This window comes from Mycobacterium sp. NPDC050041 (assembly GCF_049541695.1).
Classification (GTDB): domain Bacteria; phylum Actinomycetota; class Actinomycetes; order Mycobacteriales; family Mycobacteriaceae; genus Mycobacterium.
Map to the genome: position 1 here is coordinate 312,310 of NZ_JBMVDG010000006.1, position 11,553 is coordinate 323,862.

The 11,553-nt window shown below is 71.0% G+C and carries 11 protein-coding genes and 1 rRNA gene; all 12 read right to left on the reverse strand.

All coding sequences use genetic code 11. The features are described 5' to 3' along the window. Window positions 1-70 precede the first annotated feature (70 nt). Complete coding sequence (gene xerD, locus ACPCHZ_RS20395) at window positions 71-1,051, reverse strand: site-specific tyrosine recombinase XerD (RefSeq protein WP_423486389.1); 981 nt, start codon at window positions 1,049-1,051, stop codon at window positions 71-73. After that, window positions 1,051-1,668 (reverse strand): NUDIX domain-containing protein, encoded by a 618-nt coding sequence (locus ACPCHZ_RS20400; RefSeq protein WP_423486390.1) that lies wholly within the window; start codon window positions 1,666-1,668, stop codon window positions 1,051-1,053. Before ACPCHZ_RS20400 ends, xerD begins: the two co-directional genes overlap by 1 nt. Continuing rightward, window positions 1,661-3,415, reverse strand: coding sequence for a CTP synthase (locus ACPCHZ_RS20405; protein WP_423486391.1), 1,755 nt, complete (start codon window positions 3,413-3,415; stop codon window positions 1,661-1,663). Before ACPCHZ_RS20405 ends, ACPCHZ_RS20400 begins: the two co-directional genes overlap by 8 nt. A gap of 133 nt (window positions 3,416-3,548) precedes the next feature. Continuing rightward, window positions 3,549-4,490, reverse strand: a complete 942-nt coding sequence (locus tag ACPCHZ_RS20410) for a copper transporter (protein WP_423486392.1) — start codon at window positions 4,488-4,490, stop codon at window positions 3,549-3,551. Window positions 4,491-4,499: 9 nt separating this feature from the next. Further along, entirely contained in the window at window positions 4,500-5,684 is a 1,185-nt protein-coding gene (steA, locus tag ACPCHZ_RS20415) for a putative cytokinetic ring protein SteA (protein WP_423486393.1), read from the reverse strand. Between the two features lie 89 nt (window positions 5,685-5,773). Continuing rightward, a complete protein-coding gene (recN, locus tag ACPCHZ_RS20420; RefSeq protein WP_423486394.1) occupies window positions 5,774-7,540 on the reverse strand; it encodes a DNA repair protein RecN in 1,767 nt (588 codons plus the stop codon). Window positions 7,541-7,546: 6 nt separating this feature from the next. Continuing rightward, window positions 7,547-8,470 carry an NAD kinase gene (locus ACPCHZ_RS20425; RefSeq protein ID WP_423486395.1) on the reverse strand — a complete coding sequence of 308 codons (924 nt, stop codon included), beginning with the start codon at window positions 8,468-8,470 and terminating at the stop codon, window positions 7,547-7,549. Further along, window positions 8,467-9,273 carry a TlyA family RNA methyltransferase gene (locus ACPCHZ_RS20430; RefSeq protein WP_423486396.1) on the reverse strand — a complete coding sequence of 269 codons (807 nt, stop codon included), beginning with the start codon at window positions 9,271-9,273 and terminating at the stop codon, window positions 8,467-8,469. Before ACPCHZ_RS20430 ends, ACPCHZ_RS20425 begins: the two co-directional genes overlap by 4 nt. Window positions 9,274-9,279: 6 nt before the next feature. Next, on the reverse strand, window positions 9,280-9,495 hold the full coding sequence (locus tag ACPCHZ_RS20435) for a hypothetical protein (protein WP_423486397.1): 216 nt from the start codon (window positions 9,493-9,495) through the stop codon (window positions 9,280-9,282). 16 nt (window positions 9,496-9,511) lie between these two features. Then, on the reverse strand, window positions 9,512-10,513 hold the full coding sequence (locus ACPCHZ_RS20440) for an HAD-IIA family hydrolase (protein WP_423486398.1): 1,002 nt from the start codon (window positions 10,511-10,513) through the stop codon (window positions 9,512-9,514). A gap of 7 nt (window positions 10,514-10,520) precedes the next feature. After that, entirely contained in the window at window positions 10,521-11,324 is an 804-nt protein-coding gene (locus ACPCHZ_RS20445; protein ID WP_423486399.1) for a tetratricopeptide repeat protein, read from the reverse strand. Between the two features lie 136 nt (window positions 11,325-11,460). Next, window positions 11,461-11,553: ribosomal RNA gene (gene rrf, locus ACPCHZ_RS20450) — 5S ribosomal RNA — on the reverse strand; the annotation flags it as partial.

Consider the following 11,553-nt stretch of genomic DNA (forward strand, 5'->3'; position numbering starts at 1 on the left):
CCGACCTTCACGGAGGGCCAGATGGGCCGGATCGCGGCGCGGCGGACGGTCCCGTGTGGTCGATCCCCGGCTATCGCGCACGCGGGTGGGCGCCCGCCCACACCTCACGCAGCGCGTGCACCGTGACCATCGTGTAGATCTGCGTGGTGGTCACCGAGGCGTGGCCGAGCAGTTCCTGGACGACGCGGACGTCGGCGCCGCCGTCGAGCAGATGGGTCGCGAAGGAATGCCGCAGCGTGTGCGGTGACACCGCCGCCGTGATCCCGGCGCGCTCCGCCGCGTCCTGCAGCACCTGCCAGGCGCTCTGCCGAGACAGCCGCCCGCCCCGGACGTTGAGGAAGATCGCCGGCGTGCCGCGGCCGCGCCGGGCCAGATCGGGCCGGCCCCGCACCAGGTAGGCGTCCAGCGCGCTGACCGCGGGCCTGCCGATCGGCACCAGCCGCTGCTTGCCGCCCTTCCCGCGCAGCAGCACCGACCGCGCATGGGTGTCGACGTCGTCGACGTCCAGCCCGACGGCCTCGGAGATGCGGGCGCCGGTGGAGTACAGCAGTTCCAGCATCGCGCGGTTGCGCAGCGTCAGGGGGCCGTCGGCGTCGCTGTCCCCGCCTGCGCCGTCGAGCAGCGCGAGCACCTCGTCGACGGTCAGGCTCTTGGGCAGCCGGCGTGAGGGCGTGGGCGGCTTGACCGCACGCGCCACGTCGACGTCGGTCAGGCCTTCCGACGCCGCGAACCGGTGCAGCCCGCGCACCGCGATCAGCGCACGGGCCGCGGAGACGGCCGACAGCGCGGCGGAGCCCGCCGCCGGGTCACCGCGGCGCAGGGCCATCAGGAAGTCGCTGACATCGGTCTCGACGACCGCGCCGAGGTCGTCGATCCCGCGGGCGTGCAGATGGTCGGCGTAGCGGCGGAGGTCACGCCGGTAGGAGCTGAGCGTGTTGGCGGCGACGCCGCGTTCGATGGCGAGGTGGTCGAGGTAGCCCTGCAACTGACCGTCGAGCACCGACCCCAGGCCCGGCGGCGAGCCGCCCGCACCCAGCGCCGGTGTGACCATCAGTGCCCTTTCCGGCGCGCGAACGCCGTCGGCCGGTCGATCCACTGCGCACCGACCGGGCGGAGCCCGTCACGGTCTCCGACGGTGTTGGCCGCCAGGATCCCCGCCACGGCGATCGAGTTGACGATCTCTCCGCGGAGCACCATACGGACGGCCTCCGACAGCGGAACGCGCTCGACGGTGAGGTCGGCCTCCTCGTCGTGGGCGTCCGGCCGCCCGACGTCGGACAATCCCGTCGCCAGGTACACCCGCACGCTCTCGTCGCTGAAACCGGGCGCGGAGTCCAGATCGACGAGCACCGACCAGGCGTCGGCGGTCAGGCCGGCCTCCTCCTCGAGTTCCCGGGCGGCGCTGATGTGCGGCGCCTCGTCGCCGGCGTCCAGCAGGCCGGCGGGCAACTCCCACAGCCTGCGGCCGAAGGGATGGCGGTACTGGTACACCAGCACGACGTTGTCGGCCTCGTCGAGTGCCACCACCGCGACGGCGCCGTAGTGCTCGACCACCTCGCGTCGTGCCGTCGTGCCGCCCGGCATCCGCACCTCGTCGGCGCGCAGCGCGAAGATCTTGCCGACGTAGACGGTCTCGCTCTCGACGGTCTCGAAGTCGTGCTCAGCCACGGGCGGCATGCTCTTGGAGGAACTCGGCCTGATCGCCGGCCGCCTCGGCGCCGTTGGAGCGCTCGGGGATCTCGACGGGCAGTCGCTCGGCGGCCTTGTACTCCAACGCCGCGCCGATGAACGCGGCGAACAGCGGGTGCGGGCGGGTGGGCCTGCTCTTCAGCTCGGGGTGGGCCTGCGTGCCCACGAGGAACGGGTGCACCTCGGGGCCGTACTCGACGAACTCGACCAGATGGCCGTCGGGCGACGTGCCGGAGAAACGCAGACCGCTGGCCGCGATGCGGTCGCGGTACTCGTTGTTCACCTCGTAGCGGTGCCGATGCCGCTCGGACACCTCGGTGGCCTGGTAGGCCTGCGCGACGATCGAATCCGGTTCCAGCACAGCCGGATACGCGCCGAGCCGCATGGTGCCGCCCAGGTCCGCCTCGCCGGCGACCGCATCGCGCTGGTCGGCCATCGTGGAGATCACCGGGTCCGCGGTCGCCGGGTCGAACTCCGCGGAGTTGGCGTCGGCCAGCCCCACCGAGCGCGCCGCCTCGATGACGATGCACTGCAGGCCCAGGCACAGCCCGAGTACCGGAAGGCCCCGTTTGCGGGCGTAGCTGATGGCGCCGATCTTGCCCTCGATGCCGCGGATGCCGAATCCGCCGGGGATGAGCACCCCGTCCACATCGCCCAGTGCCAGGGCGGCTCCGTCGGCCTCGCAGTCATCGGAGGCGACCCACCGCATCTCCACCTTCGCGTGGTGCTTGAAGCCGCCCGCGCGCAGCGCCTCGGCGACCGACAGGTACGCGTCGGAGAGGTCGATGTACTTGCCCACCAGCGCGATCCGCACCGTCTCCTGCGGTTCGTGCACCCGCCGCAGCAGGTCGTTCCACTGCGTCCAGTCGACGTCGCGGAACGGCAGGTTGAGCCGGCGCACCACGTAGGCGTCGAGTTCCTCGCGGTGCAGCACCTTCGGGATGTCGTAGATGGACGGCGCGTCCGGTGTGGAGATGCAGCCGTCGATGTCGACGTCGCACATCAGCGCGATCTTGTTCTTCAGCGCTTCCGGCACGTCGCGGTCGCAGCGCAGGATGAGTGCGTCGGGCGTGATGCCGATGCTGCGCAGGGCCGCCACCGAATGCTGAGTCGGCTTGGTCTTCAACTCCCCCGACGGCGCCATGTAGGGCACCAGCGAGCAGTGCAGGAAGAAGCAGTTCTCCCGGCCCACCTCGTGGCGGACCTGGCGGGCCGCCTCCAGGAACGGCAGCGACTCGATGTCGCCGACCGTGCCGCCGACCTCGGTGATGATCACGTCGGGCCGGTTGCCGTCGGCGTCCGGAATGGCCATCGCGAGGATCCGGCTCTTGATCTCGTCGGTGATGTGCGGGATCACCTGCACGGTGTCGCCCAGATACTCGCCGCGCCGCTCCTTGGCGATCACGGTCGAATACACCTGACCGGTGGTCACATTCGCCGAGCCGGAGAGGTTGCGGTCCAGGAACCGTTCGTAGTGTCCGACGTCGAGGTCGGTCTCGGCGCCGTCCTCGGTGACGAACACCTCACCGTGCTGGAACGGGTTCATGGTGCCGGGGTCGACGTTGAGGTACGGGTCGAGCTTCTGCATCGTCACCTGTAACCCGCGGGCGGTGAGCAGCTGGCCCAGGCTGGAGGCCGTCAGCCCCTTGCCCAGGGAGGACACCACGCCGCCGGTGACGAAGAGATGCTTGGTGGCCGTTTGCGGGTGCTTGCGTAACGATGGCAAGAGCGACCTCCGTGATGACCGGCGCAGGACGATGCAAGGACTGCTGGGGCCTGCCGACCCACGGAACCCCACCCTAACAGCGAGTCCGACATGACGTCACTGACGCGCCGTAGCTGCGACCGACGGGGTCGGCCTATTGGGGAACGGTGACCGAGGTGGCGCCCTGCCCGATGCCGTACTGGCCGGGCCGTCCGCCGTTGACGAGGTCCTGCACGGCCAGCACCGCGGTGAGACGCCCGGACTCCGCGTCGACGTCGTCGACCGTGCTCACCGCCGCCGACAGCGCGGCATCGCTCCTGGTGACCGCCACCGATCCGGTGCCCGACGCCGACCCGTCGCGGCCGACCAGCACGGTGCCCGACCCGTGTTGTGCCAGGCCCGCCGCGAACCTCGCGACGGTCGCGCCCCGATTGCCCGCATCGTCGGCGAGCCCGGCGCCGGTGACGACCACCGCCGCGTTGGCGGCGCCGATGCGCTGGTCGCCGTAGGTGAGGAAGCCGGTGTCACGAAGCGCGGCCAGCACCGTGTCGCGGGACATGTCGTCGACCGCAGGCGCATCCGGTTTGCCTGTGGTCAGCAGGGCGATGCCCAGCAGGTCCCCGGCCTGGGAGCCCTGGTCCACCGACGTCGTCTTGAGCTGGGTGCCGGCGGGCACGATCGGCGAGTTCACCACCGAGAGCAACTTCTCCGCGGAGTTGGCCTCGACGAACTCCTCGGTGAGCGCCACGGTGCCGGTGACCGAACCGCCACCCTGGCCGATCAGCCGCGACAGCGCCTCGACGTCGTCGTCGGCGGCGTCGGGTGTGCGGAACAGCACCACCGACTTGCCGCCCAGCGCGTCACGCAGGATCCGCTGCGACATCTGCGCGTCGAATTCGGCGGCGGCGCTGAGCCTCTCGTTCAGCCCGTTCTTCTCGCCGGTCAGCGTGTCGATCTGGTGCTGCAGATCCTGTTTGTCGTCACGAAGTCCGGACAGCACCGTGCTGGACAGCAGGCCGGATCCCAGCGCTACCCCGATCGCCAGCGCGAGGAACACCGCGGCCAGCGAGATCGCATGCGCGCGAAGCGAGATCATCGATACCCCTCAGGTGATCAGACTCTGGATCCACAGCGTGAACCGGTTCCAGTACTCCACGACCCAGTCGATGACGGCTGCGTCGGCCCGCGACACCCACAGCGCTGCGATCACCGCGACCAGCATCGCCATGATCAGCAGCGCGATGGCGCCACCGGAGACCCTGCTGCGGTACAGCGTGGCGACGGCCTTGGCGTCGACGAGCTTCTCGCCGACCTTGAGGCGGGTCAGGAACGTCGAGGGATTGCTGTGCTGGCGGGACCTGTCGAAGAACTCCTCGATGCTCGCGGAGTGGCCGACCGTGACGATCAGCGACGCGCCGTGGTGGTGGCTCAGCAGCAGCGCCAGATCGGCCGCCGACCCGGCCGCGGGGAAGGTCATCGCGCCGACACCGAGGTCCTGGATCCGCTCCAGGCCGGCGGCGTGGCCGTCGGCGTCGGCGGGCAGGATCACCTGGGCTCCGCCGCGCAGCGTCTCGGCGCTGATCCGGTCGGGATCGCCCACGATCAGCGCCGGCCGGTAACCCGCCTTCCGCAGCACGTCGGCGCCGGTGCCGACACCCACCAGCACGGGCTGATACTCCTTGAGGAACGGCTTGAGGGCCTTGAGGTCTTCGGCCGCGTCGGGTTCCTCGGCGACGATCACCACGTGACGCCGGTTGATGTCGACGTCGATGTCGGGGATGCCGATGCCGTCGATGAGCAGCGGGCTCTCCGAGCGGATGAACTCGATGGTGTTGCCGGCGAAGGCTTCCAGATGTGCGACGAGGCCGCTCTTGGCCTCGTGCATCAGCTCGTTGATCTCCTGGTCGGTGCGCTCGGTGCCCAGCGCCAGGCGACGGTCACCGGAGTACACGCCGCCGTTGTGCAGGCGCACCCGGGCGCCGTCCTTGACCTTCTTGAAGACGTCCGGTCCGGTCTCGTCGATGAGCAGCACGCCGTTGGCCACCAGCACCTCGGGCCCGAGGTTGGGATAGCGGCCGGAGATCGACGGCGACGCGTTGACCACACCCGCGACGTTGGCCTCGACGAGTGCGTCGGCGGTGATGCGGTCCAGGTCGAGCGCGTCGATCACGACGATGTCGCCGGGTCCCACACGACGGAGGAGCCGGTCGATGTCGCGGTCGACTCGTGCGGTTCCGGTGAGGCCCGGGCGCGTGCCGGCATTTCGGGTTAGCAGCGCTGACATCTTCATGCGGCGATTCTGTCGGGCAACCCTCAAGTAGAGGTGGAGGCGCGCCGTAACATCTGCCTCAGAAGTAACGTTCTGTCACAGCTGTCACATCAGTGGGCGGCGGTGCGCTCCTGCTGTGCGGCGTCGAGGAGTTCGCGCGCGTGGGCCCGTCCGCTGTCGGATTCGCCGAGCCCGGCCAGCATCCGCGCCAGTTCGGCGACCCGGTCGTCGTCGTCGATGCGGCGCACACCGCTGGCCTTGCCGCGGCCGCCGCCGTCGACCACCAGGTGCGCGTCGGCGTACGCGGCGACCTGCGGCAGGTGGGTGACCACGATGACCTGGTGAGTGCGCGCCAACCGGGCCAGCCGGCGCCCGATCTGGACGGCCGCGCGGCCGCCGACACCCGCATCCACCTCGTCGAACACCATCGTGGTTCCGGCGTCGGACGCGGCGAGGACGACCTCGAGCGCGAGCATCACCCGGGACAGCTCGCCGCCCGACGCACTCTTGGACAACGGGAGGACGTCGGTGCCGCGGTGGGCGGCGAAACCGAACTCGACGGCGTCGACACCGTCGTGTCCGGCATGCACGACCGTGCCGTCGGCCAGTGTCAGCGGCGCGGAATCATCGGCTCGCGCCGGAAGCGCTGCCACGGTGAGGGTGAAGTCGGCACCGGTCATCGCCAGTCCGGACAGCTCGGCGGTGACCGCCTTCGCCAGACCTTTCGCCGCCTTGGCGCGCACTCTGGTCAGCTCCGCCGCCGCCGCGACGACGTCGGTCTGCAGTTCGCGCACCCGCTGGTCGAGGCCGGCGAGCGCCTCTTCGGACACGTCGAGCTGGTCGAGTCGGTCGCGCGATTCGCGGGCCCACGCCAGCACTCCGTCGATGTCGGCGGCGTACTTGCGTGTCAGCGTCCGCAACTCGGCCTGTCGTGAAAGCTTCGTCTCCAACGTGCTGGCGTCGCTGGGAAGTTCGGCCAGGAAGTCGCCCAGCTCGCCGGCCACGTCGTTGATCACCGCGAGCGTCTCTGCCAGCCTGCCGCCGAGGGCGCGCAGCGCGGCGTCGTCGGTGCTCTCCAGCGCGGCCCGGGCGTGACCCAACCCGTCGACGGCCGACGACTCCCCCGGCGCGGCGGCGTCGTCGAACACCCCGGCGAGCGCGGTGCGTGCGGTCCGGGCGGCTTCGCGCAGCGCATCGAGCTCCGACAGGCGGCGGATGTCCTCGACGAGCGTCTCGTCCTCGCCGGGTTGCGGGTCCACCGCGTCGATCTCGTCGAGGCCGAACTTCAGCCGGTCGGCCTCCAGGGTGAGCTCACGCGCCCGCTCGCGGCGGTCAGCGAGGTCGCGGCGGGCGGTCAGCCACGCCTCGCGCGCCGCGCGGTACTTCTGCAGCGGCTTGTCCACGCCGGCGAACCGGTCGAGCGCCGCGCGCTGCTCCTCGGGCCGCATCAGCCGCAGTTGGTCGTTCTGGCCGTGCAGCGTCAACAGCTCGGTGGTGAAGGTGCTCAGCGATTTCGCAGGCACACTGCGGCCGCCGAGATAGGCGCGGGACGGGCCGTCGCGGCTGACCGAACGCGCCGCGATGACGCTGCCGTCGTCGTCGCGCTCGGCGCCGCAGGAGTCGAGGATGCCGTCGACACGGCCTGCCGTTCCGTCGCCGAGGTCGGTGGTGGTGAATCGCCCCTCGACCACGGCTCGGCCCGCACCCGACCGCACCCTCGTGGCGTCGGCACGGGCGCCGCCGAGCAGGTGCAGGCCGGTTACAACCATCGTCTTGCCCGCGCCGGTCTCGCCGGTGAGCACGGTCAGCCCCCGGTCGAACTCGGCGGTGGCGGCGCTGATGGCGCCCAGCGACTCGATTCGGATTTCAGCCAGCACCGGTGACTACTGCCCCCGCCAGCCGGTCACGGGCAGCCGGAACTTGCGCACCAGGCGGTCGGTGAACGGCGCGCTGTCCAGGCGCACCCATTTCAACGGCGTGCCGCAGCGGGTCACCTCCAGCCGGCCGCCCGCCGGCAGCACCATCTCGCGACGGCCGTCGCAGAACACCGTCGCGTCGTGGCCGTCGCCCTCGATCTCGATGGCGATCGCCGCGTCCGGGCTGGTGACCATCGGCCGGGCGAACAGCGCATGCGCATTGTTCGGCACCACCAGGATCGCCTCGAGATCCGGCCACAGCACCGGGCCACCGGCCGAGAACGCGTAGGCGGTGGACCCCGTCGGCGTCGCCACCAGGACGCCGTCGCAGCCGAACGCCGACACGGGCCTGCCGTCGACCTCCAGCACGGCGCCGAGCACGCCCAGACGCGGTCCCTTCTCCAGGCTCGCCTCGTTGAGCGCCCACCCCCGGTGCAGGATCTCGCCCCCAGCGCGGACCACCACGTCGAGCGTCATCCGCTCCTCGATGCGGTAGTTGCGGTTGATGACGTGGTCGAGGACGCTGTCGAGGGCCTCCAGCTCGGCCTCGGCGAGGAAGCCGATTCGGCCGAGATTGACGCCGAGCACCGGGATTTCGACGTTCCGGGCGAGTTCCGCGGCGCGCAGGAACGTGCCGTCACCACCGAGGCCGAGCACCAGCTCGCAACCCTCGGCGGCCCGCTCTTCGGCGTCGACGACCTCGAACCCCGCACCGAGGGCGCCCATCTCCTCGGGCGCCAGATGCAGCGGGGCCTTGTCGACGGCCTGCGCGGCGAGCACCCGGAGCCCGACTCCGTTGTTGCTCAACACCTTCTGCACCCGCCGGACAACGTCGATGGCGTCCGGGCGCCCGGTGTGCACCACCATGAGCATGGTTCGTTCGACCGTCATTGCGGCCCTTCCGTCACCGCACGCGTCACCGCGTGCTCGAGGTCGCCCGCGGCCAAGGCGTCGTCCGCGCCGCTGCGTAGCCAGAGGAAGTACTCCACGTTGCCCGACGGGCCGGGCAGCGGGCTCGCGGTGACGCCGGCGGTGTGCCAGCCCAGTCCGGCGGCGCGGTGTGCGACCTGCAGCACCGCCTCGGCCCGCAGGCCCGGGTCGGAGACCACTCCGCCTGCGCCGACCCGGCCCCTGCCGACCTCGAATTGCGGCTTCACCATGGGAACGATATCGGCGGCGGGTGACGCGCAGGCGGTCAGCGCAGGCAGCACGGTGCCCAGTGAGATGAACGAGAGGTCGGCCACCACGAGGTCGACCGGACCGCCGATGGTCTCCGCGGTGATCTCGCGCACGTTCGTCCGCTCCAGCACGGTCACCCGCTCGTCGGACCGCAACGACCAGGCCAGCTGTCCGTATCCGACGTCCACGGCGACCACCTCGCGGGCGCCGCTGTCGAGCAGCACCTCGGTGAACCCGCCGGTCGACGCGCCCGCATCCAGGCAGCGCCTGCCGTCTGCGGAGAGGCCGAACGCCGACAGCGCGCCGATCAGCTTGTGTGCGCCGCGCGAGACCCAGGTCCGCTCTGCGGCGGTCACGGTCAGGTTCGCGTCCACGGCGATCGCCGTCGCCGCCTTCGCCGCCGGCATCCCGTCGATGGACACTCGGCCCGCGCCGATCAGTTCGGCCGCCTGCTGGCGCGACCGCGCCAGTCCGCGCCGCACCAGTTCCGCGTCAACACGAGCGCGCCGTGCCACGTGCGCTCACCTCTCGAAGCCCGAAGCGGCCGCGGGACCCCGGTCCACCGCCTCGAGCGCATGTACCAGCAGATCGTGGGCCTGCTCCAGCTGCGCAGCGATCGCGTCGACCTCCGCGTCGGCCAGTTCGGCCGAATCGGGGCCGACATCGGGCAACTCGGCGAGCCGAGCCGCGATCTCGGAGCGGATCTGATCGGGGTCGGTAATCATGTCGACGTTCACGCTAGTCGATCGGCCATCACAGCAGCGACAGGTGCTGCAGCGCCTCCCGTGCGGTGTCGTCACCGGCGTCGATAGTCAGCGAATCCCCAGCGATGTCCGCCGACCACACCGCGTCGGCCAGGGCCCGCAGCACCGACAGGCCGTCGCCGTGGTCGTGACCGGTCGCGCGGACCGTGACCGCGGTGGTGTCGACGTCGACTTGCCACCCGGGGTGCGGTCCCACACGCAACTCGTCGGCGGGCCGCGTGAGTGAGCGCAGGTCGGCGCCGATGAAACCGGGACGCAGGTCGACGGGTGCGCGCACGGTGTCGTCGGCGGTGCTGACGCCGCTGAGCACGAGAAGGCTGGGCAGGCCTGCGGCGTTGGCGCCGGCGATGTCGGTGTCGAGGCGGTCGCCAACAGTGAGCGGGGTGGCGTAGCTGCCCCGGCTGAGCGCATCGGAGAACAGCGTGGGCTGCGGCTTGCCCGCCACCTGCGGCTCCTGGTTGGTGGCCGCCCGCAGCGCCGCGACCATCGAACCGTTGCCGGGCAACAGGCCGCGCTCGGACGGCAGTGTGAGGTCGACGTTGGCCGCCACCCACAGGGCGCCGGCCCTGATGGCGAGCGCCGCCTCGGCGAGATCGGACCAGCCGGTCTGCGGGTTGTGGCCCTGCACTACGGCGACCGGGTCGTCGTCCGCCGAGCGGACCGGCCGCAGTCCGCGGCCGGCGACCTCGTCGGCCAGCGCCTCGGTGCCGACGATCAGCACCTTGGACTCGGGCGGAAGCTGGTCGGCCAACAGACTGGCCGCGCTCTGCGCGCTGGTGACGACATCGTCGGCGTGGGCTCGGAACCCCAGCTCGGACAGGTGTGCGGCGACGTCACCGGGGGCGCGGGAGGCGTTGTTGGTGACGTAGAGGACCCGTGCCTCGACCGCCGCAAGCGTGTCGACGGCGCCGGTCGTCGGCTCGTGGCCGCGGAAGACGGTGCCGTCGAGATCGAGCAGCAGACAGTCATGTTGCGCTGCAATGCTTGTCACGACCGACTCAGCTCAGCTCGGTGATGCGGTCTTCGGCGTCGGTGGCGCCATCGAGGTCGGCGGCGGCGGCATTGATGAACCACTGCAGTGCCTCGTCGCGACGGTCGAGCGCGAGCAGCGTCTCGGCGTAGACGTAGAAGAGCCGGGCCGCGGTCTGACCGGTCCGGGTCCGGTCGAGCGGAGGCGAGGAGAGAATCGCCAGCGCCTGTTCGACCTGACCGAGGTCGGACCTGGCACCGGCGACGACGATCCGCAGTTCGTCGGCGTCGTCGCCGGTCAGCTGCTCGGCTTCGGGGCTCCGTGCCAGTTCGATCGCGCGCTCGGGCCGGCCGATGCCGCGTTCACAGTCGGCAATCAACGCAAGGAGCGGCGACTTGCTGCCCATCCGGCGTGCCGCGCGTAGTTCAGCGAGCGCCTGATTCCAGTCACCGCAGTGATAGGCCGCGATGCCGACGGCCTCCCGCACCGCCGCGAGCCGGCTCGACCGGGCACGGGCCGCCCGCGCATGCTCCAGTGCGGCCTCGGGGTCCTCGTCGAGCAGTGTGCCTGCGGCCACCAGATGGCGGGCGACGAAGTCGGCGGTGGACTTGTCGAGCGTGGTGAGTTCGCGGCGGACCTCCGGATTCAGCTGTTTGGCCTCGATGTCCCGAGGAATGGGGGGTCCCGCCTGGTCGGTACCCGCGGGCTGTGCGCTGCGGGCCCTTCCGGGTCCCGACGACCGCGGCGCCGAACGCTGATTGCGTGGCCGGCCGCCGTCCGAGGTCCGTCCGGGTCGCTGGTCGCCGCGTCCGCTGTGCCTGTCGTCGCCCACGTGTGCCTTCCGCTGGTTGCCCCGCCCGAAGTTTACGGCCACGGCGCATTCGGCGACAATTTGGCTTTCGAAAAATGGCGCCGGATAGAAAGAGAATCACCCCCCACGTGAACGTGGGGGGTGATCCTTAAATGGTGTTCGGCGGTGTCCTACTTTTCCACCCGTATGGGTAGTATCATCGGCGCTGGCAGGCTTAGCTTCCGGGTTCGGGATGGGTCCGGGCGTTTCC